Source organism: Kitasatospora sp. NPDC057738 (assembly GCF_042798815.1).
Lineage (GTDB): Bacteria > Actinomycetota > Actinomycetes > Streptomycetales > Streptomycetaceae > Kitasatospora > Kitasatospora lactacystinica.
In genome coordinates, this window is record NZ_JBHVJT010000089.1 from 5,863 (window position 1) to 30,699 (window position 24,837).

Annotated in this window: 19 protein-coding genes; 7 read left to right on the forward strand and 12 right to left on the reverse strand. The window is 73.0% G+C overall.

The genetic code is table 11. From position 1 onward, the window contains the following. Window positions 1-119 precede the first annotated feature (119 nt). From ACFVGO_RS34330 to ACFVGO_RS34355, 6 genes are all read right to left on the reverse strand, one after another. The gene (locus ACFVGO_RS34330) at window positions 120-5,984 is read right to left on the reverse strand and encodes a glycosyl hydrolase family 18 protein (RefSeq protein ID WP_380636033.1); all 5,865 of its coding nucleotides are present in this window, start codon (window positions 5,982-5,984) and stop codon (window positions 120-122) included. A 431-nt stretch (window positions 5,985-6,415) separates the two neighbouring features. After that, a complete protein-coding gene (locus tag ACFVGO_RS34335; protein WP_380636035.1) occupies window positions 6,416-7,258 on the reverse strand; it encodes a DUF4184 family protein in 843 nt (280 codons plus the stop codon). A gap of 153 nt (window positions 7,259-7,411) precedes the next feature. After that, the gene (locus tag ACFVGO_RS34340; protein ID WP_359909694.1) at window positions 7,412-8,335 is read right to left on the reverse strand and encodes a hypothetical protein; all 924 of its coding nucleotides are present in this window, start codon (window positions 8,333-8,335) and stop codon (window positions 7,412-7,414) included. Next, complete coding sequence (locus tag ACFVGO_RS34345) at window positions 8,332-8,673, reverse strand: PadR family transcriptional regulator (RefSeq protein WP_359909696.1); 342 nt, start codon at window positions 8,671-8,673, stop codon at window positions 8,332-8,334. The genes ACFVGO_RS34340 and ACFVGO_RS34345 overlap by 4 nt, the downstream gene beginning before the upstream one ends. Before the next feature lie 153 nt (window positions 8,674-8,826). Further along, a complete protein-coding gene (locus ACFVGO_RS34350; RefSeq protein WP_359909699.1) occupies window positions 8,827-9,096 on the reverse strand; it encodes a DUF2087 domain-containing protein in 270 nt (89 codons plus the stop codon). Window positions 9,097-9,359: 263 nt separating this feature from the next. Continuing rightward, window positions 9,360-9,794 carry a hypothetical protein gene (locus tag ACFVGO_RS34355; protein ID WP_380636038.1) on the reverse strand — a complete coding sequence of 145 codons (435 nt, stop codon included), beginning with the start codon at window positions 9,792-9,794 and terminating at the stop codon, window positions 9,360-9,362. A gap of 307 nt (window positions 9,795-10,101) precedes the next feature. Here ACFVGO_RS34355 and ACFVGO_RS34360 point away from each other — a divergent pair, with 307 nt between their 5' ends. After that, entirely contained in the window at window positions 10,102-10,968 is an 867-nt protein-coding gene (locus tag ACFVGO_RS34360) for an SAM-dependent methyltransferase (protein WP_359909705.1), read from the forward strand. 77 nt (window positions 10,969-11,045) lie between these two features. On the opposite strand, the gene ACFVGO_RS34365 is transcribed toward ACFVGO_RS34360, so the two are convergent. Further along, entirely contained in the window at window positions 11,046-11,750 is a 705-nt protein-coding gene (locus tag ACFVGO_RS34365) for a hypothetical protein (RefSeq protein WP_380355299.1), read from the reverse strand. Window positions 11,751-12,127: 377 nt separating this feature from the next. Between ACFVGO_RS34365 and ACFVGO_RS34370 the strand changes: the two genes are divergently transcribed. The 3 genes from ACFVGO_RS34370 to ACFVGO_RS34380 all read left to right on the forward strand — a co-directional run bounded on the left by ACFVGO_RS34370 (window position 12,128) and on the right by ACFVGO_RS34380 (window position 15,269). After that, window positions 12,128-13,168 (forward strand): hypothetical protein, encoded by a 1,041-nt coding sequence (locus ACFVGO_RS34370; protein WP_380636041.1) that lies wholly within the window; start codon window positions 12,128-12,130, stop codon window positions 13,166-13,168. Window positions 13,169-13,289: 121 nt separating this feature from the next. Then, window positions 13,290-13,907, forward strand: a complete 618-nt coding sequence (locus ACFVGO_RS34375; protein WP_380636043.1) for a hypothetical protein — start codon at window positions 13,290-13,292, stop codon at window positions 13,905-13,907. Between the two features lie 171 nt (window positions 13,908-14,078). Then, entirely contained in the window at window positions 14,079-15,269 is a 1,191-nt protein-coding gene (locus ACFVGO_RS34380; RefSeq protein WP_380636045.1) for a CapA family protein, read from the forward strand. A gap of 72 nt (window positions 15,270-15,341) precedes the next feature. Here the strand turns inward: ACFVGO_RS34380 and ACFVGO_RS34385 are convergent, their stop codons facing one another. Beyond that, on the reverse strand, window positions 15,342-18,107 hold the full coding sequence (locus tag ACFVGO_RS34385; RefSeq protein ID WP_359909719.1) for a SpoIIE family protein phosphatase: 2,766 nt from the start codon (window positions 18,105-18,107) through the stop codon (window positions 15,342-15,344). Window positions 18,108-18,555: 448 nt separating this feature from the next. Between ACFVGO_RS34385 and ACFVGO_RS34390 the strand changes: the two genes are divergently transcribed. Then, complete coding sequence (locus ACFVGO_RS34390) at window positions 18,556-19,713, forward strand: hypothetical protein (RefSeq protein WP_380636047.1); 1,158 nt, start codon at window positions 18,556-18,558, stop codon at window positions 19,711-19,713. 212 nt (window positions 19,714-19,925) lie between these two features. Here the strand turns inward: ACFVGO_RS34390 and ACFVGO_RS34395 are convergent, their stop codons facing one another. After that, window positions 19,926-21,197 (reverse strand): alpha/beta hydrolase, encoded by a 1,272-nt coding sequence (locus tag ACFVGO_RS34395; protein ID WP_380636049.1) that lies wholly within the window; start codon window positions 21,195-21,197, stop codon window positions 19,926-19,928. Between the two features lie 111 nt (window positions 21,198-21,308). On the opposite strand from ACFVGO_RS34395, the gene ACFVGO_RS34400 reads away from it, so the two are divergent. After that, entirely contained in the window at window positions 21,309-21,767 is a 459-nt protein-coding gene (locus ACFVGO_RS34400) for a MarR family transcriptional regulator (RefSeq protein ID WP_359909727.1), read from the forward strand. A gap of 426 nt (window positions 21,768-22,193) precedes the next feature. Here ACFVGO_RS34400 and ACFVGO_RS34405 read toward each other — a convergent pair whose 3' ends face one another. Further along, window positions 22,194-22,397 (reverse strand): cold-shock protein, encoded by a 204-nt coding sequence (locus ACFVGO_RS34405; protein WP_359909730.1) that lies wholly within the window; start codon window positions 22,395-22,397, stop codon window positions 22,194-22,196. 342 nt (window positions 22,398-22,739) lie between these two features. Between ACFVGO_RS34405 and ACFVGO_RS34410 the strand changes: the two genes are divergently transcribed. Further along, the gene (locus ACFVGO_RS34410; RefSeq protein WP_359909733.1) at window positions 22,740-23,150 is read left to right on the forward strand and encodes a hypothetical protein; all 411 of its coding nucleotides are present in this window, start codon (window positions 22,740-22,742) and stop codon (window positions 23,148-23,150) included. A gap of 317 nt (window positions 23,151-23,467) precedes the next feature. Here ACFVGO_RS34410 and ACFVGO_RS34415 read toward each other — a convergent pair whose 3' ends face one another. Continuing rightward, window positions 23,468-24,304, reverse strand: a complete 837-nt coding sequence (locus ACFVGO_RS34415) for a GntR family transcriptional regulator (RefSeq protein ID WP_359909736.1) — start codon at window positions 24,302-24,304, stop codon at window positions 23,468-23,470. Window positions 24,305-24,453: 149 nt separating this feature from the next. Then, window positions 24,454-24,837: TSUP family transporter (locus ACFVGO_RS34420; protein ID WP_380636053.1), on the reverse strand; the 384-nt coding region annotated here is incomplete at its 5' end.

The window sequence follows — 24,837 nt, forward strand, 5'->3', positions numbered from 1 at the left end:
CTACGGGGACCCTGATTCATAGTGTTCTGGTTTTTCGGGTGGGGGAAAAAGCAAGGCTTAGGCGGGGTAGGGGGAAACTGCGTTCCCCCTCCGCCCCGGGGCCGGTGGTCTCCCCGGTGCTACGGCGCCGGGCTGAGCTTCTTCCACGGCCGGCCGCCGTTCGCCTCAGCCGTGCCGGGGGCGACCGTGGTGTACCACTGGGCGTACCAGTAGGAGCCCTGGTACTTCACGAACGCGGCCGTCGAGGCGGCCGGGTCGCCGGTGAGCAGATGGGTCTCCCGGGCGGTGGCGCCGCCGGCGAGCTCGATGTCGTTGCCCGCGGCCGAGCGGAGCTTGAACAGGCCGTTGTGCTTCGGCCCGCCGGGTGCTCCCTCACTGCCGTTGTCGGCGATCGGGACGAGCCGCCACTTCTGTTCGGCCCGCCCGTCGCACCCCACGGAGGCGAGGTCCTGCCGGGAGGCGGTGGCGGTCAGGCACCGGCCGCCACCGGCGATCGTGTAGAGGCCGCCGCCCGCCGGCTGGATCCGCCAGTACTGGTTGGCGTTCTGTTCCATCAGTTCCACGAGGTGGGCCCGGGACTGGTCGGGGTTGTTGTCGATCATCATGGGCTTGCCGGCGGGGCTGTCGCCGTACTCGAACATCCAGCCCTTGTCCCCCTTGTCGTACATCCGCCACAGCCGTCCGCCGTCGGGCCGGTAGACCTGGCCCTGCTTCCAGTCCGGTGCCTGGCAGGAGCTGCCCGCGGCGGGGGCGGGCGGTGCGACGGTCCGGACGTCGCGGCGCTGGTCGCCGGTCGAGCCGTACTCCCGGCCGCCGATCCTGAACGTCACGTTGGACGGCCCGGTGATCGGCAGGTAGTACTTCAGGTCGATGTCCCGGGACTTGCCCGGCGCCAGGTCCTCGCAGTAGCCGAGGGTGAGGGTGAGCCGGTGGAAGTCCCCCTTGAGTCCGCCCGTGTTGGGGCCGGTGTGGCCGGGGACGAGGCCCTTCATCTCCTTGTAGTCGTTGTCCTTGACGACCGGCGGCATCGAGGTGGGCAGGTCGAGGGCGATCTCGGTGCCCTGGGCGAGCGTGACGCCGGAGTTGTTGGTGATCCGCAGCTTCGGCTGGACGGGGTAGAAGTCCTTCTCCCCGGTGGGGAAGTCCACCAGTTCGGCCTTGACGTCGATCACCTCGGCCGGCTGCGGCCGCCCGCCGGCCTTGGTGTTGCCGGTGGCTCCGGCGCCCTTGAAGGCGTTGTCCAGGCGGGTGGTCAGGTCGTAGCCCATGCCCCATTCCCCGCCCGGGCGTTGGGCGTAGTCGCCGGCGAGTTCCCAGATCATCGCGCCGCCGATGCCCTTGTCGACGATGTAGCGGGCCTTGGCGTCGAGCGACTTCTCGTTCTCGGTGGAGAGGAACACCTTCTTGGCGTCGTTCCACAGCCAGGGCGACTGGAGGGCGTCCGAGTACTTCTCCGCGTACGTGCCGGTCAGCTGTCCGCTCGGCAGGTTGGTGTCGACGCCGTAGGACCGCAGGTAGCCGGGGGTCCGGCCGTCCTGGAGGTTCTTGGTGTGCCACAGCGGGTTCGACCCGGCGCCGACCTCCCGCTCGTTCTCCAGGTCGTGCCAGACGTTGTCGATCCCGACCGCGCCCGTCCCGCAGGACTGCGCGTTGGCCGGGCCGCGCCCGCCGGTGCCCAGCGGGCACTGGGCCTGGTCCGGCATCGCGGCCGTTCCCCACAGCCCGTCCGTGCCGCCCTGGACGTCGCGCCAGCCGCGGGAGTAGTACGGGATGCCGAGGTTGATCCGGCCGGCCGGCAGCGCGCCGCGGTAGTAGTGGTAGGCCCAGTCGACGTTGAAGTAGCCCTCCTTCCGGAAGTCCTTGGTGTCGGGCGCCTGGTCGTTGTAGATGCCGGCGTCCGCCAACTCGTTGTCGCGCCCGTCGTCGTACAGCGGGGCCTGCGGGCCGACGAACCTGTTCCAGGAGCCGTGCAGGTCGTAGGTCATGACGTCGACGTAGTCCTGGTACTGCAGTGCCTGCCCGGCGTCCAGCCCGCGCACCAGGTAGCCGGAGGAGGAGCCCGCGGACGTCAGCAGGTAGTAGCGGCCCTTGTCCGTGCCGGCCCGGTCCAGCCGTTCCCGCAGCGACTTCATCAGGGCGTTGTAGCCCTGCTGGAGCCCCTTGCGGCGGGGGTTGGAGACGTCCCAGTCCAGCGGGTTGCCGGTGTTGGGCAGCGCGGTCGGGTACTCGTAGTCGATGTCGACGCCGTTGAACCCGTACCGGTCCAGGAAGTCGGTGACGGAGTCCGCGAACGCGTCGATGCCGGCCTGGTTCACCGACCCGTCGGCGTTGGTGGTCATCGCGTAGAAGTTCCGGGTGCCCGCCCAGCCGCCGACCGAGATCAGCGTCTTCACCGCCGGGTGCTTCTTCTTGTACGTGTTCAGCAGGTTGAAGTGCCCCTTGTACGGCAGCGAGGCGTCCATGGCGTTCTTCTCGCCCGGCCAGGTCATGCCGGTCGCCGGGTTGGCCGGGTCGTTCGGGTCGCCGATGCTGATCCGGTTGTCCCGCACCTCGGCGAACGCGTAGTTGACGTGCGTGACCTTCGACCAGGGGATGTTCGACGCCAGGTACTTCGGGTCGCCGCTCGCGCCCGCGCGCCAGCCGGTGAAGTAGCCCACCACGCGCCGGGTGCGGTTGTTGCCGACCCACTCGCGGCCCGCGCCGTCGTACACGTCGCAGTACCGGGCGGCCACGCCCGGGGTGACGGCCATGCCCTCGGGACGGCAGTCCCCCGAGGCGGCCGGCTTGGTGCCGCGGTCGTCCGGGGCGGCGTCGAACGGGTCGCCCGCGTCACCGCCGTCCGGCTGGCCCACCGGGCGGGCGGACAGCTGCCACCTCTGGGAGTCGCGGCGGTTGCAGTCGTAGATCTGCAACGGCCGGGTGGTGTCCGAGTCGGGAACGTCCAGACACTTGCCCGAGTTCGGGTTCCGCAGCTCCTGTCGCGCGGTGTAGATCCACTTCTGGGCGGGGGAACCGTTGCACTCGTACAGCTGGACGGCCGTCCCGTTGTCGGCGCGCTGGCCGTCCACGTCCAGGCACTTGGCCAGCGACTGCAGCGAGCCGTCGGCCGAGACCGTCCAGGCCTGGGCGTCGGAGCCGGCGCAGTCCGCGAGCGCGACCGGGGTCCGGTCGTCCCGGCTGCCGCCGCGCGGCTCGACGCACTTGCCCTCCAGCCCGCGGATCGTACCCACCTGCGTGCCCGTCCCGGTCTCCCGGAACTTCCACCGCTGGGCCTGGTTCTTCGCGTCACAGGCCGTCACCGCGAGCGCCTCGCCCGCGCCGCCGGCCGTCAGGCAGCCGCCGTCGGCACTGCTGACCAGGGTGTACCAGCCGCCGCCGGCGCCCTTCGGCTGCCAGACCTGGTTGGCGTTGCCCTCCTCCGCCTGCACGAGATGGGTGGTGTGCGGCCCGGGATTGTGGTCCACGACCATGTCCGGCTTCGCCGAGGCCGCGATCCGCCAGTTGCCGCCGCCGAGCGAGCGCATCACCCAGCGCTGGGCACCGCTGCCGTCGGGTTCCGCGGCCTGGACGCTCGTCCCGGCCTCGGTGCTGCCGCCGCTCAGGTGGACGGACATGCCGGTGGCCGAGCGCAGCTCCACCTGCTGGCCCTCGCGAGGATCCGTGCCGGTGTCGGGTTGGCGGGGGGTGATGACCACGTCGTCGGGGTACTCGATGTACCAGTACTGCTCCTTCTTGACGCCTTGGCCGCAGGAGTCGATGCCGACCCAGTTCTCGCCCTGGGTGCGCCTCGCCGGGTCCTGGGTGAGGCAGCCGGAGGTCATGTCGACATCGTCCAGGGACAGCGCGACCCGCCCGTCCTCCCTCGCCGAGTGGAACCAGCCGGTCTCCTTGTCGCCCAGCGCGGCCCAGTTCCGGCCGCTGAGGAGGTGGTGCCACAGATTCAGGTAGCGTCCGTTGTGCTGCGCCTGCAGCGTCACCTTCTCGCCCACGTTGTGGAGCAGCCACCGCTGGCTGGCCTCCGCCTTGTCGGGACGGGTGACGAGGTAGTCGTCCGTGCCGTTCCCCTGGGCGTCCAGCACCTCGCCCGTCTCGGCGTTGCGCAGCCGGACGATGCCCTCACGCACCGCGGAACCGTCCGGTGCGACCTTCATGCCGTCGCCCGAACCCCTGCAGGTGAAGAGGTACCGGTCGGAGGCCGGCGCCTCCTTCCCGAACCCGGTCAGGCACTGCGACAGGGCCTGCTGCCCGAAGGCGTTCGGGTGGATGGCCTCCTGGATGTCACCCTGCGCGTTGGGCGTCAGCCACCCGAGATTCGGGATGTACGGGACCCAGCGGACCCACTCGGCCTTCGACGCGGGCAACGGACTCGCGTTGCTGTTCGCCTCCGTCGCCTGCTCGGCTCCCTTCGCGCACAACTCGTGCCCCGCGAAGGCGTCCTGGACGTCCAGGAACTTCGCGCCGGCGGTCCCGGCGGCCCGGCGCAGCATGTCGCTGATCTTCGGGACCAGCGTGCTGTGGGCCCAGTCGGCGTCGGGGTCGGTGAACGGGCAGCCGCCCTGGCGGAAGCGCGGGTCGGAGGTACCGTCGAACGGGTAGCGGAAGTTGTCCGCGGCGGGAATCGGGTTCGGATAGGACTGGAGCACCAACTGGTAGCCCGACTGGCCGGCCGCGGTCATGGTGCTCCGGATCGCGGCGAGCGTCTTGACGATCTCCGCCTGCACGGCGTCGACCGAGCGGGCGACCCTCGCCGCCTTGTTGGGTGCGGAGCAGATCTCCACCCAGCGGTAGTAGGCCTTCGCACAGTCCGAGACGATCCCGCTGAAGTCGAGGTCGTTGCCGCCGATGGACACGACGACCATCCGGATGTCGTACGTGCGGGCGAGGTCGGCCAGCTGCTGGATCTGGGGCTTCTCGTTGTTGCGCGACTCCGTGAGGATGTCCTTCGTCGTCGCGCCCGAACAGGCGATGTTGAACCGCCGCCCGACGGGAATGCCCTCGAACTCCGCCCCCTTGATCGGGGCGACGTCGGAACGGTCGCACCGGTTGCCCTTGTTGTCGTAGGACGTCGCGCCGTACACGCAGTCCTGCGAGCCGTCCGCGCACCTGGAGCGCCGGTCCGTCCCCCAGACGTCCCCCTCCTGCTTGGTGAGCGCGTTGCCCGCCCAACGGCCGCCCTCACCGGAGATGTAACTGTCGCCCATCGAGACGATGGCCTTCTGCGGCGCCTGACCACAGCCGGACGACGCCTCGACCGCGGCGAGGGCCAGGGACTGCCCCGGCATCACCAGGCAGTCGAGATCCTCGCCGCCGGGCCCTCCGCTGCGGAAGACGACGGGGTAGTGGTCCGAAGCCGGGTCCCTCGAGCCGTCCGCCTTGAGGATGTCGACGACGTTCGTCTGACGGTAGGCACTGTAGGGGGCCGGTCCGTCTCCTCCCGCCGGGACGCCGCGGACCATGTAGTCGTAGAGCTTGGTCTGGAACCTGTCCGAGCTCGTGTCCTTGGACGAGTACGTCTTGAGCTGACCCGCCGTGACCATTTGCCACTGCGCCTGGGGCAACTGCAGCTCGGCAAGGTCCGCGGCCAGTCCGTCCGGCTCCCGGTTGAAGTCGCCGACAACCGCCCAGTTCCCGTCCGGGTGCCTCTGGGAGATCGCCCTGATGAGCGGGCCGGTGTCGTTCTGTTTGCCACTGTTCGCGGCGCTGTGGACGTCGTAGATCCAGGTGTCGTTGCCCTCGAGCTTGACGCCCAGCGCCGGCCGCTTCGACTTCGCATTGCGCCAGTTCGCCTCACTCTGCCGAGGGGTGGTTCCGAACCCCTGGTCGGGCTTGGCAGCCGGCACCACTTCCATGTCGGCGGGGCTGTCCGTGATGATGACCCGGGCCCGGTTGTTGTTGGATGCTCTGAGGGCGTAGACGTAGTACATGCTCCGCGGAAGACCCGGCCAGTGCCACACGTACCCCTGCGCCGTAACGATCCCTCCCATCCCATCCGGGTATCTGTCTTCGCCCAGTCTGCTGAACCCGTGGCCGCCCTCATTCATGAAGTCGAAATTGTCATTGTGCTCCTGAAGGGCCAGGACGTTGAGGTCCCGGGAGTTCAGGAGCTTCGGTATCCAGGTGAGCCACAGGTCGAACGCCCCCATGTTCATGTTCCACGTCCCGACCTTGAGGTCCTTGACGGTGGCGGCACGAGCGGGCGGAGCCGGTAACAGAACGGCCTGGACGAGGCCCGCGATCAGAGTGAGCGTGAGCAGCGCGGCGACTCTGCGCCAGGCGGCCGGTCGATGACGGGGAATCCCACGCGGGGGATGTCCCGATCGCAGTGACGTGTCTTGCATTTCTTCTCTCTGCTTCTTTCCTGTCGTTGACGACACACAGGGCGACGGGACTCTACGAAGCGGCGGTAGACGTGTGATCAACGCGCGGAGCCGACGCCGCCCAGCCGGGACCGGGCCTCCGTGACCGCGTGGCGGATCCACCACGCGAGGACGTAGAGGGCCAGGGCGGCGATCAGGCCGGCGCCCGCACCCTTCGCCGCGTCGGACAGCACGCCTTCGAGCAGGCCGGCCGCCGACAGCCCGGCCGTCTCCGCCTCCGGGCCGGCGCGCCACCGCCAGGCGTGAACAACAGCCCCGACGGCCGTGAACAGGGCCATCGGGAGCAGGATTTGGCGGCGCGGACCGCAGGCCGGCCCGGGGCGACCGGAGCCGGGGAGGAGGTGCTCCCGCCTGCGCCACGCGAACAGCGCGATCGCGGCCAGACCGCCGATGGTGCTCGCGTGCTGCAGGGCCCGCGCCCAGGTCAGGCCGCCCACCACCGTGGATGCCAGCCAGGGTGTGCGGGTGACCACGAAGCCGTCCACGTGGGTGAAGGCGTCCCAGACCAGGTGACTGGCGATACCGACCAGTGCGGACAGGACGATCCACCCGGCCCGCCGGACCGGCGAACAGGCAACCCCCGACGGCGGCCACGGCGCGGACGAGGGCAGCAGGGACACCAGCGGGCGCCGGGCGGCCCGGAGCAGCGCCCACAGCAGGAGCGCGTACGGCAGGGTGACGGCGACGACACCCGAAACGCCGTGCGTGGTGGTGGCGTTGGCGAAGGGCTCGTACCAGGACTGCGCGCTGACGGGCAGTCCCGTGGTGGCCAGGAAGTAGGGCAGGTCCGGTGCGACGGCTCCGGCGACCAGCGCCGTGCGACTGAAGGGCCGCCGCATCAAGGGCAGTACCGCCGCGGGGTGGGACAGGGTGAACGGCATGGGCATCCTCTCGCACGGACCCAATAGTCCGTCGAACGGAATGCTACGTCAAACGGACTATCAGGGGCGCAGCCGGCCCATCCGATTCCGGCATCGATGTTCGACAGCGCCAGGCCGCCGGGACCGACGGGCACTCAGGCCGACAGGCGCAGCTCAGGCCGAGGAACGCACCCGGTTCCGCCGCAGGCGACCGACGAGCAGCACGGCCACCGCGGCCGCCGACACCACGGCCATCAGGCACGCGACGGCGGTGACGTCACCCCACGCGGTGACGCAGGCATGCGCCAGCAGCGGCGGGGACGCCAGGGCGATGGCCGCCGACTCGCGCCCGCCCCGCGACCCGCCGCGCCAGGTCAGCACGACCCCGGCCGCGGCGAGGACGAGCAGCGGCCAGCACCCGTAGTCGGTGCTGACCCACGGCACCGCGTGGGAATCGACGAGCGCCCGCGGCACGACCACCAGCGCGACCACGGCACCGGCCGTGCCCGCCGGTCCGGTGCGATCAGCGCGCCCCGCACCACCGCGTTCCACCCGCCGGTCCGGCGGGCAGGCGAGCACCACGGCCGCCGCCAGGACCGCCGCGGCCGGGGTGGCCACCGGGTCGCCGAAGGCCGGCCCGCTGACCACCGCGGCCACCGCGAAGGACAGCAGCCCGGCCACCGTGCACGGCAGCCCCGCCCGCCACCGTCCGGCCAAGGCCGACGCCGCCCCCACGAAAACGAACAGGGACGACACGAGCAGCACGCCCCACGCCCCCGACAGGTCCACTCCGAGCTGCAGCCCCCACGGGGCCGGGGAGGCGACGAGGCTCGCGTACCAGCGCAGCAGATGCAGGCCGCACCCGGCGGCAGCGGCGGCCAGGGCGAAGGGGTAGGCCAGGCCCAGGACCCGCGCGGCCCGGGCCGCCGGGCCCGCTCCCAGCCGCATCCGCAGCGCGTGCGCCGCCAGACCCGCGCCGTCGCGCAGCCGCGAGCCCAACGGCTCCCCCGCCGTCATCTCCCGGAAGGTCGCGGCGATCTCCTCGCCGTGGGCCTGCCGGTAGGCGGCGGGATACAGCCGCACCACATGGTCGATCACGTGGCGGACGGCGACGGCCGCGCGGCGGACAGCCGGCGATTGGCCTCCCTCGCCGTCTCGGCCAGCCGCTCGGCCTCCGCCGCCAGCCGCTCCCGCCCCGCCGGGGACAGGGTGAAGATCCGCCGGGCCCGGCCGTCGACGATCTCCTCGCGTTCGACCTCGATCATGCCGTCGGCCAGCAGACGGTCCAGGGCCCCGTACAGGGCGCCCGTACGCAGCGCGACACGGCCGCCGGTCATCGCCTTGACCTCCTGCGCGATGGCGTACCCGTGCCGCGGTGCGTCCGCGAGGGCTGTCATCACCATCACGGTCGGCTCTTGCATCACGCGCTCACTCACCCGACGAAGATAGTCACTCCGCCGGAGCATCTCAACGCGGCGGTCCGCGTCGCGGCCGCCGGGCGGCCCGGCACCGCCCGGTTCGGCCCTCAGCGGCTCGCCCGGGCCGACGCCACCCCTGCCGACGCCGCCCCTGCCACGCCACTGCTCCGCTCACACGCCGGCGGCCGCGCGCCGGTAGCTGCGACCGTCGCGGGTCCGGGTGAGCCGGCCGCTCTCCACCAGGTAGCGGCGCAGCGCCGAGCAGTCGTCGTGCACGGTGCGCAGAGCCTCGTTGACCTCAGCCTCGCCGTACTCCCGCGCCGGCTCGAAGAGGGTGGCGAGGTGGTCGAGCAGCGCGGCACGGGGGCCCGCCTTGCGCGGGATCGCCGTCAACCGGCCGTCCCGGAACAGGGCGGCCAGGTGCGCGGGCGGCTCGGACATCGGTGACTCCTGTGCAGGTCGGCGGTCCTTCGGGTGCTTCGTCCGCCGAGGCTGCCAGAGCACGACGCCGCGAGTCATCCGGTTTTCCGCCGGCGGGGATTCCGGCCGCTCCACCGCACATCACCGACATCACACCCGGTCGGCTTTCCTCGCCGCCGGGGCCGCACGAGAACCCGCTGCCGGCCCGTGCGCCGCACCGTACCCGGCGTCAGGGCCGGGTACGGTGCGGCATGCCGAGTGGGCCGTGGGCCGTGCGCCGTGGGTCAGCGCACGGTGACGGTGAACACGGGCGAGGCGGTGCTTCCGCTGATGATGCGCAGCTCGTTCAGGCCCTTGATGCCGAGCTTCACGCCGAGGGAGTAGGAGCCGGTGCCGGTCGTGGTGACGGAGGCGGGCAGGGTGACCCACGCGCCGTGCTGCTTCTGCTGCAGGGTCACCGTGCTTCCCGCCTTGAGGCCGGTGGTCGTGCCGGTGACGCGGAACAGCTGCCACGCCTGGACGGTGGAGACCGACGGCTTGGCGGTGATGCCGGCCTGCGCGGCGACGGCCGCGGGCTGGGTGGCGGGCACGGGCTGGGAGACGGGGGCGGGCTGGGAGACGGGGGCGGCCGCCATGGCGGTGCCCACCACGGTGAGGGAGGCCGCGGCCAGGGTGGTCACGGCGGCCAGGCGCAGGGAGTTCCGCTTGGAGACGATCACGGTGCGTCCTTTCCAAGGTGGATCCGGCCCGAAGGCACGATCGGTGCGACTCGGGCCCTGTCATCCATGGAGACGCCCCGCGCCGCACTCGGGTTGTGGACGAAACGTCACCACCTTGTAACAGTAAGCGATTTCGGGGGGAGACGGGTGCTCCGGCGGCTCGACCGCGCCGGTTCCGCCCGCCACTCCGGCGGCGGGTCGTCGTCGCAGTCCTGCGGCCGGGGGATGCGGCGGACTTCCCGCGCACCGCAGGCGAGTTGGCTAGACTGCGGCGGGCCTGGCATGATCACCAATGAAGGGGCAGGGAATGAGCACCGACGAGACCGTGGCGACGGCCGCCGAGTTCGGATCCGATGAATCGGCCGCCCTTCACATACGCCAGGACGTTCCGCACAGCGCCCGGATGTACGACTACTTCCTCGGCGGCAAGGACAACTTCGCGGTCGACCGCGAGGCGGCCGAACGCGTCCTGACCGTCTTCCCCACCATGCGCACCGCGGTCCACGCCAACCGCGCCTTCATGCACCGCGCCACCCGGGCGCTGGCCCGGCGCGGTCTGCGCCAGTGGCTGGACATCGGCACCGGCATCCCCACCTCGCCGAACCTCCACGAGGTCGCCCAGGCCGTGGAACCGGCGGCCCGCGTGGTCTACGCCGACAACGACCCCGTCGTCCTGGCCCACTCCCGCGCCCTGATGACCAGCACCCCCCAGGGCCGCACCGCCTACGTGCACGGCGACGTCCACGACCCGGCCGCCATCCTGGCCACTCCGCAAGTCGCGGCGACCCTCGACCTCACCCGGCCCGTGGTCCTGTCGATGGTGGCCCTGCTCCACTTCGTCCCGGACCTCGGCGACGCCCACGCCATCGTCAAGCACCTCCTGGACCCCCTGCCGTCCGGCTCCGCGCTCGTCCTCTCCCACGCCACGGCCGAACTCGACCCCTCCGGCGCCTCCAAGGTGCAGGAGATCTACAACCAGGCCGGCACCTCCCTGCGGCTGCGCCACAAGGACGAGTTCGCCACCTTCTTCTCCGGCCTGGACCTCCTCGACCCGGGCATCGTCCCCGCCCACCGCTGGCACGGCGACGACACCGACGTGTCCACGGACGCTCTGCCCGCGACCGTCACCGACGCCCAGGTCTCCTTCTACGCGGCCGTCGCCATCAAGCCCTGATGCTCGCGGAGTCGGGGGCACGGCGCCCCGTGGCGTGAGCACCGGCAGGTGGTCACGCCACGGCCCCGGCCACGCGGTCAGACCGAGTCGGGCGGCCGTCCGAGCCAGCGGGCCGGGCGGCAGGAGCCGGTGCCGGCCGGGCCGGTGCCCGACGGGCACACCTGCGCCCGGGCGGAGGGAGTCGATTGCTCGGGCTCCGGGCCCTCGGGGAGGTAGGCGTATTCGACGATCGTGAGCTCCCGGCCGCCGCCGAAGTCCACGAACCGCTGGTGCAGCGGCCCGAAGACGTGGTCGTCGTCGCCCTTGATCACGACCTTCCTCGCATCGCCGGGGAAGACGGTGAAGATCGCCCAGCCGCCGAGCCAGATCGGGACCGGCTGGTCCGCCAGGGAGTCGAGCGAGGTGCCGACGACGACCTTGGTGACGCCGTCTCCGTTCCTGATCGTGGCGAGACACTCCACCTCGCCGCCCCCGAGCCACACCGCGGCCGCGTGGCTGCGTCCGATTCCGTTGTCCAGGACCACCATGTCCGTCAGGGCGGGCACCGGACAGGCCTCCGGACTCGCACCCGGCAGGGCCAGACTGTCGACGATCCACTGCGCCGACGCCGGGGCGGCCGGCGACAGCACCACCCCGTGCCCGGCCGGCGCCGGCCGCACGACGACGGTCGGCGCGGGCAGTCCGCCGTCGCCCCAGTCGCCGCCGCCCTGGCCCGTACAGGCCGCGGCCCCCAGCGCCAGCACCGCCGCCGCCCGCCCCGTCGCCCACGCCGTCCGTCCCACTGCGCCTCCCCCGCGCCGTACTCTCCTCCCAGTCTTCCCGCCGCGGCGGCCCGGAAGCGTCCGTGAACAGCAACAACCGGGCATCGAAGGCCAGTTGAATGGACGCGACCCTCGCAGAGCGGGAACGGAGCACCTGACGTCCCGCTCGGGGAGAGCTCCGACCCGCTCGGCGCGGCCCCGCAGCCAGCGGTGATCGGCAATGGCTCCGGCATGCGCCCGCTGCCGACCCTCAACGGCAACAACCGGGCGCCCGCGAATTTTGGACTAGACCAATGCCGATCCGGTCAACTCCTTCACACCTTCTCCACCCACCCCGCCCCTCCTCGTAGCGTGTCCACGCCTCGCACAACGCGCGGCCACCGTCCGGGGAGAGATCTGTGAACTCGCTTACGGTCAAGGCTCGTTGGACCATCGCCCTCGCGGCGTCCACCGCACTCCTGTGTGCTGTGCCGGCCGGCGCCGCCACCGCCGGCACAGCCGACACCGCCGTGGGGTGGCGGGCGTTCGGGATCGCCGTCAGTGCCGACGGCAACCGCGCCTACGTCGCCGCCGAGGACCACGTCGGCGCCGACCACCCCGGCTTCCTGCGCACCGTCGACACCCGCACCGGCACGGTCCTGGCCCAGACCCCGCTCGGCCAGGACGGCCCCGTCGGCCGGCCCGCCCTCAGCCCCGACGGCAACCGGATCTACGTCCTCGCCGCCGACCACCTGCTGACCGTCGACCTCGCCACCAACACCGTGCTCTCCCGCACGCCCGTCGACGGCCCGCGCGCGATCGCCGTCAGCGCCGACGGGTCCCGGGTGTTCGTCACCCAGCAGGGCTCCTCCGGCCCCGGCCGGGTGCTGGTCTTCGACATCGTCACCCGCTCCTTCACCGGCGCCGTCACGCTCGGCGACCCGGACGTCGACGGGATCGCCCTCCACAACGGCGGCGCCGCCGCCTACGTCGCCACCGGCGCGGGCGTCGTCCACCTCGACCTGACCACTCCCGTCCCGACCGTCATCGGCACCGTCCAGCCGCTCGCCGCCGCGACCGAGGTCACCGCCTCCCGCGAGGACACCCGCCTCTACGCCCTCGGCAGCCGCTCCGCCCAGGGCTCCGGCTACGAGCTCAACCCCTTCACCGACACCTCCCGCACCGCCTTCACCCTCGGCGGCCCGGCCACCTCCGCCGACACCCACCTGGTGTCGGTCTCCCCCGACGGCAGCCGCCTGTTCGTCCTCAAGGACGGCTGGAAGCCCTCCGCCACCGTCCTGGTCTACGACACCGCCACCAACACCGCCCTCCCCGACGCCGACCTCACCGGCTTCGGCCTCGACGGCGTGGGCGCCACCGCGCTCGGCCCCGACGGGCACACCCTCTACCTGGCCGGCTCGCGCGGCGAGACCAGCTACCTGAAGGCCGTCGTCCTCTGACCGTCCGACGGGCGGGTGTGCGGGCCCTGCGCCGCCCGCACACCGGCCCGTCGGCTCCCGCTCGTTCACACCCGCCCGTTCACGCCCGCCGATGTCGGCACCCCCCGCTACGGTCCTCCCCATGAACACCGAATCCGCCACCCGCTACGAGCCGTTGCCCGGACGGGTCGGCCACGTCGCCGCCGTCGAGTCGCTCACGCTCGACGGGCGCCGCCACTTCTTCGGCTTCGACCACCGCAGCGACCTGGTCGTCTCGCCCCTCATCGAGGACCCGGACGCCATGGCCGCGTTCGCCGCCGCCCACCTGCGCCAGACCGACGGCCCGCACGATCCGGCCTACTGGGCGGTGCTGGTCGCCGACGCCGTCGACGGCTCCGACCTGGTCGGCGACAACGCCGACCGGACGTTCACCACCGACGGCCTGCGCACCGGGCTCCCCGAGCCGGGCGGCCATCTGCTCTACCTCCTCGACGCCGCCACCGACCTCGACGTGGAGACCGGCCTGCCCGCCGACGTCGACCGGGCCTGCGGGCGCCTGGGCCACGCCGGACCGCAGGACGACGACTTCGCCGACACCGTCGACCACTGCCTGGAGACCGTCATCGCCCACGGTCCGCTCCACCGTCCCGACGAGTGGACGGTCGTCCGCGGTCATCTCACCGCCGCGATCGCCGCCCTCCCCGGTAACTGGGGCCTGCTGTTCGGCCCCCTCGCCGAGGGCCTGGCCCGCACCGACTGAGCCACTGCCCCGGGTGGCCGCCCGCACACCGCTCCGCCGCGGGGGCCGGTCCTCCGGGGTACCGCCTCGTTGGGTCCCGTCGGGTGATCTCAGGGCGCGGGTTCCGCATCGGCCGGTCGGTTGCTCGCATAGTCGGACCGTCATACCCGCCGATGACCGGACGGTCCGACGATGCGATTTCCGCGCCGAGAGTTTCTCACCGCCGCCACCGCCCTGCTGCTCGCCCTCACGGGGTGCGGGGCACCGCAGGCCCGGCAGACCGCGCCGTCGCCGCTGCGCGATCCCGGCTCCGCGGCCACGCCGACCCCGTCGGGGCCACGGGCGTTCACCCTGGTCGCGACCGGGGACGTCCTGCCGCACACCGAGATCATCCGGCAGGCCGCGGAGGACGCCGGGGGCAACGGCTACGACTTCACCCCGATGCTCGCCGGCGTCAAGCCGGTCATCAGTGCCGCCGATCTGGCCATCTGCCACATGGAGACGGTGTACGGCCCCGACGGTGGGCCCTTCACCGGCTACCCGTCGTTCAAGTCGCCCCCGCAAATCGCCCGGGCGCTCAAGGACGCCGGATACAGCTCCTGCGACACCGCCTCCAACCACACGCTCGACGACGGACCCGCCGGCATCCGGCGCACGCTCGACGCCATGGACGCCGTCGGCCTCAAGCACACGGGCTCCGCCCGCGGCGCCGACGAGGCGGGCAGCCCCGCGCTGCTCACGGCAGGCGGCGCCACGGTGGCACAGCTCGCCTACACCTACGGCACCAACGGCATCACGCTGCCGCAGGGGCAGCCCTGGGCGGTCAACCTCATCGACCGGGAGCGGATCCTCACCGACGCCAGGACCGTCCGGGAGCAGGGGGCGGACATCGTGGTGGTCAGCCTCCACTGGGGCACCGAGTGGCAGGACGCCCCGAACGACCAGCAGCTCGCACTCGCCCGCGACCTGGCCGCCGAGCAGAGCCCAGGCCGGCCCGACATCGATCTGATCCTCGGCACCCACGCCCACATCCCGCAGGCGTACGAGAAGATCGGCGACACCTGGACGGTCTACGGCCTGGGCGACCAGCTCGCCGGACACATGTTCAACCACACCGGCGCGGAGGACCCGCGCGGGAACTGGAGCTCGATCGCCCGGTTCACCTTCTCGCCACCGACCCGGCCCGGGCAGCGGTGGGCCGTCACCAAGGCCGAGTTCGTCCCGCAGCTGACGGACCTCGGCCCGCCCTACCGGGTCCTCGACCTGACCGAGGCCCTCCACCGCACCCCCGGCCGCGGCGACTACGCCCGGGCCCTGGAGCACATCCGGACGGTCGTGCTGAGCCGCGGCGGCGCCTCGGCAGGGCTGACCACGGCCCCCTGAGCGGACCGGCACCCGAACCGTCCCGCGTGCACGGACGGCACCGCAGCCGTCCGACGCGCACCACTCCCGGTGTCACGCCAACAGCGCCTCGAACCGGTACTCGGGCGCGGTCAGGGGCTGCTCGGACCAGATGACCTTGCCCCGGGCCGTGTACCTGGTGCCCCACCGCTCGGCCAGCTGCGCCACCAGGAACAGGCCCCGGCCGCCCTCGTCCGTGGTGGCGGCGTAGCGCAGGTGGGGGGCGGTGCTGCTGCCGTCGGAGACCTCGCAGACCAGGCTGCTGTCCTTCAGCAGCCGCACCCGGATCGGCTCGGCGCCGTAGCGGATGGCGTTGGTGATCAGCTCGCTGAGGATCAGCTCGGCCGTGAAGGTCAGCTCCTCCAGTCCCCAGGCCGTCAGCCGCTCGACGCACTCGTTGCGGACGCGGGACACGGCGGCGAAGTCGAACGGCACGTCCCAGACGGCCACGCGGTCGGGATCGAGCAGCCGGGTGCGCGCGACGAGGAGGGCGATGTCGTCGCTGCGCCGCGGTGGGACCAGCGCGTCGAACACGGCCCGGCAGGTGTCCTCCGGGGACCGGTGGTCCTGGGCGCCGGTCAGCGACCGGCGCAGCTCGTCGAGCCCGGTGCCGAGGTCCCGGTCGCGGTTCTCCACCAGCCCGTCGGTGTAGAGGACGAGCGCGGTTCCGGGTTCCAGCCGCAGCTCGGTGGTCTCGAAGGGCAGTCCGCCCACGCCGAGCGGCGGGCCGGCCGGCAGGTCGGCGAACTCGACACTGCCGTCGGGGTGGACCAGCGCGGGCGGGGGGTGTCCCGCCCGCGCCATGCTGCACTGGCCGGAGACCGGATCGTAGATCGCGTACAGGCAGGTCGCCCCGGTGACGGGCGCGTTCTTGCCCTCCTCCGCCGTCCCGGCCTCCTCGTCCTGGTCGAGTCGGGTGACCAGCTCGTCGAGGCGGGCGATCAGTTCGTCCGGGGGCAGGTCGAGGGCGGAGAAGTTGAGCACGGCGGTGCGCAGCCGGCCCATGGTGGCGGCGGCGTGCAGGCCGTGGCCGACGACGTCGCCGACGACCAGGGCCACCCGGAAGCCGGGCAGCGGGATGACGTCGAACCAGTCCCCGCCGACCCCGCGCAGCGCGGGCAGGTAGCGGTAGGCCACCTCCATGGCGCTCTGCTCGGGCAGCCCCCGGGGCAGCAGGCTGCGCTGCAGCGTCTCGGCCATCCTGTGCTCACGGGTGTAGCGGCGGGCGTTGTCCACGCAGATCGCCGTGCGGGCCACCAGTTCCTCGACGACGGAGAGGTCCTCGTCGTCGAACGGCGCGGATTCACCGGCCCGCCAGAAGTTGACCGTGCCCAGGGTCAGGCCGCGCGCCCGCAGCGGCGAGGTGATCAGCGAGTGCGTCCCGTACCGGAGCACCGGGTCGGCGGCCTCCGGGGCGCCCGCCCCCCGGGCCCGCTCATGGCGCAGGTCGTCGGCCAGCGCGGCGGGCCCGGTCTTCAGGACGGTCTCGTGCGGGGCACCGGGGAGCGGGCTGAGCTCCGTGCCCACGGGCATGAACGGCCAGTCCTCGCCGCGGCCGCCGGTGGCCGCGCGGTGGAGTCGCGGGCCGTGCTCGATGCCGAGGTCCGGGTACAGCTCCTCGCCGCGCAGCACGGGCTCGGCGAGGTCGACCGTCGTGAAGTCCGCGAACCGCGGAACGACCACGTCGGCCAGCTCCTGCGCGGTCCGTGTCACGTCCAGGGTGGTGCCCACGCGCAGCCCCGCGTCGTAGAGCAGTTGCAGCCGGGCCCGGGCCGCCTCGGCCTGCCCGGCCAGTGCCCGCAGGTCGGTGGTGTCCCGGACGGTCGCGACGCTGCCGGACCCGCCGCCGAACGGTGCGGTGGGGCGGTTGTTGACGGCGAGCAGCCGGTCCCCGGCCCGGTGCACCTCGTCGGTCGCGGTGCGCCCGGAGGCCAGCAGCCCGGCCAGTCCTGGGTCGAGCCCGAGTTCGTCGACCGACCGCCCTTCCACCCGGGGCGGCAGCTCCAGCAGTCGCCGGGCCTCGTCGTTCGCCAGCAGGACCCGCCCGTCCCCGCCGACGATCAGCACGCCCTCGCGGACCGCGTGCAGCACCGCGTCGTGGTGCTCGTACATCCGCGTCATCTCGGCCGGGCCCAGGCCGTGCGTCTGGCGCCGCAGCCGCCGCCGCACCAGCAGCGCCCCGCCCATGCCGACCGCGAGCGCGACCGCCGCGCCGCCGAACAGCAGCGGCAGCTGCCGGGTCACCGCCGTGCCCACGTGCGCGACGGTGATTCCGACCCCGACCGCTCCGGCGACCGAGCCGTCCGGCCGGGTGACCGGCGCTCCGGACTCCACCACCCGCCCGACGGGCGTCTGGAAGCTGTCGGTGGTCGGCCCCATGAGGGAGCGCGCGAACGGGCCGATCACGTGCTTCCCGACCAGGTCGGGGGTCTGGGCCGTGTAGCGGATCCCCTCCGGGTTGGCGAACACGACGTAGTCGAAGCCGCCCTGCATCACGATCTTGTCGGCCAGCGGCTGCAGCACCGCGGTCGGATCGGGCCCGTCCATCGCGCTCACCACACCGGGAGCCTGCGCCAGGGCGACGGCCGCGGCACGGGTACGGCCCGCGGCCACGCCCGTGGCGTAGCTCCGGGCCTGCAGGACGAGCGTCGTCAGCGCGGCTCCGACCAGCAGCGCCACCACGACCAGCAGACACACGAACACCTGGCCGGCGACGCTGCGCACCCGCAGCCGCGAGCGCAGACCGCCCCGGGGCGGCCGCTCCTGCCCGGGTCCGCCCGGGTCCGTACCCGCGGCGTCATGGCCGTCCGCTGCGCGCATCGGCCCGGATCAGCTTTCGGCGCGGTCGTTCATACGGGTCTCCCGTCGTCCGACGGCTGAGAGGAGTTCCGAGGCAGTGGCACCATCCTCGGCCGGACGCCGCCTCGGCCTTCAGCCTAGTACCGGGCCCTCGGCCGTGCCTCCACAGCCGCCGGGGCCCAGGGCCGCACGGGCGGCGCGGGGCCCAGCTGCCGCCTGCGGTCGTCCGACCCCGCCGGGGAGCGGGCAGGCGCCTCCCGGGTCCACCGGGACGGGCCGTCCTGCTCCTCGTGCCCCGACCGGGCCGGGCCGGTGCCGCCCCGGGCGGATGCCTGTCGACGGCTGTCGGGCCGGGCCGGTGCCGGATCGACGGCTGGAGGCTTCCACCTCTCCTCTCCCGCCCCCTGGAAGCAGGGCCGACGCCCTGTCAAACTGCCTGCCTCACAGCCTACTTGGAGAGGAACGAGCCATGACGAACGGCGACGCGCACAGACCGCCGGCGCACCGGCTACGGGCACTGCTCAGCCTGCTGGTCCTGGCCGCGGCCGCGCTGCTGGCCGGCCCGGTGCCGTCCGCCGCGGCGGCGGGCGGCGAGGCGGAGGCGTACTACATCGGGGACGACGGGGGCCTGTGGAGCTACCAGTACTCGGACACCGCCGGCAGCTGGAGCACGGCCGCGCGGCGCGGGCCGGCCGCGCTCGCCCCGCCGGGCGCGCGGGTGGCGGCGGTGCGGACCCCCGGCCATCGGCCCGCGGTCTACTTCACCGCGACGGACGGCTCGCTGTACGAGTACTGCGCGGACAACCCGGGCTCGGCGCCGTTCTCGATCAGCGGTCCGGCCACGGCCGAGCCCGGCGGGCGGATCACCGCCACGTGGGCGGGCACCCGGCTGACCCTTTTCACCGGTGCCTGGACGGGCGCCACGGCGGCGGCACCGGCGGTCCCGCAGTTCACCGACGCGTGCCTCCCGATGACCGTGGACTGGCGCCAGCTCCCCGCCCCCGCCCTTCCGTCCTCGGAGGCGGCCTCCCTCGCCGTCACCGGCCGCGCCGGGATCTTCACGGTCGGCGACAGCGGCGGGGTGACCGTCGGCTGGACGTCGCAGGCCACCGGCGGGCTGACCAGCTACACCATCGCCCCGGCGGGCAGCGCCCGACCGGGCGGCGGCATCGCGGTGGCCCCCGGCACCACCTCCGGCACCGTGTCGGTGTTCTTCGCCGGCCGTGACGGACGGCTCAACCTGGCGACGGTCGGCGCGGGGGCCGGGCGCATCGGCTCGCTCCAGGCGAACACCACCGCTCCGACGGGCAGCGTCCCGGACGGCGCCGTCGTCTCGGCGGCCAGGAACGCGGCCGGCACCGCCGTCGGCTACGTCGCCGCCGACGGCTCCATCACCCTCGCCCACCTGTCCTCCGCGGGCCTGTGGCAGAGCACCGAGGCGATCAGCGCCACCGGCTTCTCCAACCCCGGCAGCTCGGTGGCCGTCTCGGACGTCGACGGCTACCCGGCCTGCGGCACCAACGGCCCCCGGGTCGTCCACTTCGGCCCCGTCCGCGGCCCGTCCCCCGATCCGTGGGTCGCGGCCGGCCTGAACGCGACCGTCGGCGCCGCCATGACTTTCGTGTAGGCGCGACACGACAGATCCGACGAGTCGGGCCGGTTCGGCGCGAGGGGCCCGGCTGTGCGGGGATGTGTGCTGCGGTGTGCGGACGTCCTCGGGCGCACCGCGGGGCGCCCGAGGGTGCCGAGGGTACCGGGGGTGCCGGGGGTGCCGGGGGTGCCGGCGGCTGAGCGTCGGCACCCCCTGGCGGTGCCCCGTGGCGGCGGCGTCCGCGGGGCTCAGCCCCGGCTCGCCCGGGCGTGCCGGATGCCGGTGAGCGCGGTCGGGGCGCCACCGAGCCACCAGGTGGGGTCGGCGCTGCCGTCGGTGGTGCGGCCGTCGCGGTGGACGTAGTGGCGCACGTCCCGTCCGGGGTCGGCGAACTCGCCGGCGAGGGCCCGCTGCAGCCACTCCGCCCCGAACCGGAAGGCCTCGGCCGCCACTCCCCCGAGCGGGTGGAACTCGTCCTCGTAGACCCGCAGTTCCTTCGGCGCCCGGACCCGCTCGAAGCTCTCCAGCGCCTGGCCGAGGTCGGTGAGCTCGTCGAACTCGCCGATCCCGTACAGCACCGGGCAGGTGATGTCGGCCACCAGGTCGCCCAGCGGCATCCGCCGGGCCAGGTCGCGGTCGAAGGCCTCCTCGTCGGTGTACCCGGCCATGAACATGTAGTTGTTCTTGAAGGTCGGCTGAGCGCGCTCGAAGATCGTCGCGAAGTCCCCGGTGACGGCCTCGAAGGCGGCGAGCGCGGCCAGCCGACGGTCGGTGGCGGCGGCCCGGGATCCCCAGTAGCCGCTCATCGAGATGCCGAACATGCCGATCCGCTCGGCGTCGACCTCCGGGAGCGCGGCCAGGTGGTCGAGGTAACGGCCGATCGCCCGCTCGTAGTTGCCGAGGTCGACGGTCAGCCCGCCGGCGCGGCTCTCGCCCTGGCCCGGCCCCTCGATGGACAGCGCGACCATGCCGCGCGAGGTGTAGTAGCGCTCGGCCGCCCAGATGTAGTCCTCCTTGATCATGTCCATCCCAGGGCCGAGGATGACGGCCGGCGCGTTCTCGACCGGTCCGGCCGGAAGGTGCAGCAGGGCGAAGATCCGCGAGCCCTCGAAGTCCAGTTCCACCCGCCGCACCCGGCCGTCGCGCAGCGCGCCCAGGCGCTCCACGCAGTGATCGGCGCGCCGGCGCATGGCCGTCTTGCGCGGGTCGGCCGCGTCGAAGATCGAGTACTGCGCCCGGCCCCACATCACCGCCGCCCGCAGGTAGAGGTCGGCGGCGGTCTGCGCGAACCCGCCGCGCTCGTGGTGGGCGGCGCGCTCCTCGGCCTGGCCGGCCACCGTCGCCCACGCCTTGGGCAGCATCGCGCCGCTCCTGACCAGCGCGAAGACCTTGGCGAAGTCGGTGTGGTCGTGGCCCAGCTGCTCCATGGTCCCGACGGCCTCGGGGTGCAGCGCGTCGAAGCCGCCCTGGGCGAGGGCGGTGTCCAGGGCCCAGGTCTGGCCGGTGGAACGGATGGTCATGGGTATCCTCCTGGGGATCCGCTCAGCATTTGGCTAAGCACTTAATGAATAAGTACTTAGCCATTAAGTACTGAGGCTAGGCTGCTGTCAACCCGCCGAGGAGGACCGACCATGGCCGAGACGCCACCCACCGACGACCGCGCCCGGGCACTCGACCGCCTGGCCCGCGCCGCCTACCGGCTCAGCGCCGCCGACGCCCGGCTGCGCGGACGCGCCACCCGCACCCCGGGCGCGCTCTCCCTCACCCACGCCCGGGCCCTGCGCACCCTGGCCGAACAGGGGCCCCTCACCATCAGCGGGCTCGCCGCCGCCACCGAGACCACCGGCGCCGCCACCACCCAGCTGGTCAACGGCCTGGTCACGGCCGGCTACGTCACCCGCACCCGCCAGCCCGAGGACAAGCGCTCCGTCCTGGTCGCCCTCACCGACACCGGCCGGGACCGGCACGACCAGCGCCAGAACGCACTGGCCGAGGCCCTGCACACCGATCTGGACGACTACGACGACGACGCCCTCGACCGGGCCGCCGAGGTGCTGCAGCGGCTGTCCGCCGTCTACGACCGGCTGTGAGACCGCCGGCCGGTCCGAAAACCGCACCCGGGACGTCCGGCTCCCCTTGCCGTCACCGACTTTGACGATTCATCGGAAATCCGCACGGATACCGTTGGGATCTCAGTGCCGAACCGACGACCCTGGCCGCCGCCGGCGCCGCCCGGCCGGTGGAGGCGATCATGGCCGACACCTTGGGCGCCGGGTCCTGCCGGCGCCCACCGCCGACCCGGCCACTGTGTTCGACGCCGTGCGCGGCACGGGCCCGGTCCTCGCCGTGGACCAGTTCGAGGAGGTCGTCACCTCGGCGCCGACGAGGCCGAACGGGTGGCCCCGTCTGCCGTCATCGACGGTGACGCGCCGGGAAGGGTGCGGGTTCGCTGTCGGCGGAGACGGGGGCGCCCCGCACACGGATTCCGTGCGGGGCGCCCGCTCGTGTGCAAGGGGTCAGGCGAGGCGGATGCGCTCCGCCTGCGGGCCCTTCGGGCCCTGCACGACGTCGAAGGTCACCTTCTGACCCTCCTGGAGTTCACGGAAGCCCTGAGCGTCGATGTTCGAGTAGTGGGCGAACACGTCGGGGCCGCCGCCGTCCTGCTCGATGAAGCCGAAGCCCTTCTCGGCGTTGAACCACTTCACGGTGCCGGTGGCCATGCTCTTCTCCTTCGTGGGGACTGATCGGGTCCCACGGGTGCGGGCCCGGAGATGATCGCCTTGGTCCGGAGAGGCATTGAGCAATGAGAACGCCCACGGCGGGTAACCGCGGGCGAGAACTTCGGAACCACGACTGCTTGATCAAAACGTTACACCGCAGAACATCCCGCGGCCAGGAAGTCCAACCGCGGGCGAAGCGGCGTGGTTGTCGCACCCGCAGGCGATGAGGTCGGCGTCGACCCGCCGGACGCCACCCACCGGGGCGGGGCTCCCTACTCGAAGAGATGCGGGAGGCCCGGAACCGGCAGACCCTTGGAGGAGATCCGACCTCCGAGGAGAGCGATGACCGGTGCCAGTGCCTCACGGGAACCGAGCGTCATGGTGCACATGTCGATCTCCGGTGCGCCAGCGGTGGCGAACGTCGTCGCCGACACGGTGGGGCAGTCGTTCGGGCTTATCGCCGTCCCTGGTCCTGGCTCCGCGGGGGACTATGTCTCCCTCGCCGATCAGGTGGTCCACACCCGCTGGCAGGTGGACACGTCGGCGCCGATCGCGGAGACCCCCGCCCGACCGGTTGCCCACGCAGATGCCGGTTCCGGCCCGGTGAAGGTGGAGCTCGGTGGCAGAGCCGACGCCGTGGCCAAGGTCGCGGCGCTGATCCGCGCCCGTTTCCGCACCGGACCCCCGGCGGGATTCTCCCAGGCGTTCGAAGTGTGGCCGGGGAGTCCACCGGACGCCACAGACCGGCCATGACCGAAGCGGCATGCGTGGCCGTACTCGGGTCACGGCCGACGGACACCGTCCTCGCATGCCGGGTCGGCGGGGGGACGGACGGACACGGCCGCGCACTCCTCGGATCTGTCGGCCCACCGACCGCCGGTGGTCGGCCGACCTCGTCGTCACCCCTCGGCCGGAGCCTGCTCAGGGCCCAACAGGCCGCATTCCACTGTCGGTCAGGCAGAGGTTGCCGAACAACATCCACCAGCTCCCGGGCCGGACCGGCCGTCGGCCTCCCGCGGGCCGTCCACCGACCCGCCACGGCCACCCGGCCGCCCGACCGCCCGGTCCCGTCAGGGCGTCTGGACCGAGGCGCCCAGCCGGTAGTCGTGCGCGGTGAACGCGGCGGCGACCGCGAAGCGGTCCGCCCGGACGAGCGTCTGCCGCCACTCGATCGGACGCCCGTCGGTGTCGCGGCCGAGCCGGTCGATCGCCAGCAGCGCGGTGGTCGCGGGGCAGTCGAGCAGGATGCGCTCCCCCCGGCCGGGGACCACCGCGCGGATGCGTTCCCAGCCGCCGCGGATGCTGCGGCCGCAGTGGCGTTCGAGCTCGTCGTAGAGCGAGGTGTGGGTGAAGTCGACGTCCAGCAGCGGGTGGGCCACGTCCGCGGGGAGCCAGATCCGGTCGACGGCCAGCGGTTCCTCGTCCGCCAGGCGGACACGTTCGAGGTAGACCAGCGGCGTGGACTCCTCCAGTCCCAGGCGGGCCGCGATGACGCCGTCGGCGCGCCGGTCGAGCGCGCGCACGACGCTGCGCTGGACGGCACCGACCTCCTCGACCGAGCGGAACAGGCTGTACGCCTCACCGATGTCCTGCTCCAGGGGGCGGCTCGCGGTGAACCGCGAGGCCTTGCCGCGCTGAGCGGTGACGAGGCCCTCCTCACGGAGCTTGCGCAGGGCCTCGCGGACCGTGTGCCGGCTGACCCGGTACTCGGCGACGAGGTCGTGCTCGCCGGGGAAGACGTCGTGGAACTCGCCCTCGTCGAGCCGGCGCAGCAGGTCGGCGCGCAGCTGCGCCCAGAGCGGACTGCCCGCGGCCCGGGCGAGGGGCCGGGGGCCGGGGCCGGGACCGGGCGCGGAGGTCACGGCGCCCTCCTGGGAGTCAGGGGTCGGGTGGGTGGTGCGGGACACGAGGTGAATGTACGTACCTTCGGGGGGACAGCACAAAATCGGTGCCTGCCTGGCACCGACGGGCACCGCCGGGTGGCGACCGGCGGAAGGCGACCGCCGTCCGGACCCGAGGTGTCCGGGCGGCGGTCGCCGCGCTCACGCGGAGGCCGTCAGGCGAAGGAGCCGATCAGCATGAAGGCCGCCACCGCGAGCAGGACGACGGCGAAGGCCCGCTGCAGGGCCGCGCCGGAGAGCTTGGCCGCCAGTCGCTTGCCGTCCCAGGCGCCGAGGACCGCGGCGCCCACGAACGGCCCGAAGACCGCCGGGTCGACGGAGATGTCCGTGACCGTCAGGCGGGTGCCGAGGGAGACCACCGAGTTGACGACGATGACCACCAGGCTGGTACCGACGGCCTTGCGCATCGGCAGCCGGAGCACCGACACCAGCGCGGGCACCGCGAGGAAGCCGCCGCCGACTCCCAGCAGGCCGGTCACCGCCCCGAGGCCCGCGCCGGCCGCGACCGTGCTCAGGTGCCCGTCCCGGCCGGCCGGTTT

What these genes read in the sequence shown, in the direction of transcription:
- ACFVGO_RS34330 (WP_380636033.1), bottom strand. Translation starts at nt 5,984, where the DNA reads ATGGGAGGGATCGTTACGGCGCAGGGGTACGTGTGGCACTGGCCGGGT.
- ACFVGO_RS34335 (WP_380636035.1), bottom strand. Translation starts at nt 7,258, where the DNA reads ATGCCGTTCACCCTGTCCCACCCCGCGGCGGTACTGCCCTTGATGCGG.
- ACFVGO_RS34350 (WP_359909699.1), bottom strand. Translation starts at nt 9,096, where the DNA reads ATGTCCGAGCCGCCCGCGCACCTGGCCGCCCTGTTCCGGGACGGCCGG.
- ACFVGO_RS34360 (WP_359909705.1), top strand. Translation starts at nt 10,102, where the DNA reads ATGAGCACCGACGAGACCGTGGCGACGGCCGCCGAGTTCGGATCCGAT.
- ACFVGO_RS34375 (WP_380636043.1), top strand. Translation starts at nt 13,290, where the DNA reads ATGAACACCGAATCCGCCACCCGCTACGAGCCGTTGCCCGGACGGGTC.
- ACFVGO_RS34380 (WP_380636045.1), top strand. Translation starts at nt 14,079, where the DNA reads ATGCGATTTCCGCGCCGAGAGTTTCTCACCGCCGCCACCGCCCTGCTG.
- ACFVGO_RS34385 (WP_359909719.1), bottom strand. Translation starts at nt 18,107, where the DNA reads ATGCGCGCAGCGGACGGCCATGACGCCGCGGGTACGGACCCGGGCGGA.
- ACFVGO_RS34390 (WP_380636047.1), top strand. Translation starts at nt 18,556, where the DNA reads ATGACGAACGGCGACGCGCACAGACCGCCGGCGCACCGGCTACGGGCA.
- ACFVGO_RS34395 (WP_380636049.1), bottom strand. Translation starts at nt 21,197, where the DNA reads ATGACCATCCGTTCCACCGGCCAGACCTGGGCCCTGGACACCGCCCTC.
- ACFVGO_RS34400 (WP_359909727.1), top strand. Translation starts at nt 21,309, where the DNA reads ATGGCCGAGACGCCACCCACCGACGACCGCGCCCGGGCACTCGACCGC.
- ACFVGO_RS34405 (WP_359909730.1), bottom strand. Translation starts at nt 22,397, where the DNA reads ATGGCCACCGGCACCGTGAAGTGGTTCAACGCCGAGAAGGGCTTCGGC.
- ACFVGO_RS34410 (WP_359909733.1), top strand. Translation starts at nt 22,740, where the DNA reads ATGACCGGTGCCAGTGCCTCACGGGAACCGAGCGTCATGGTGCACATG.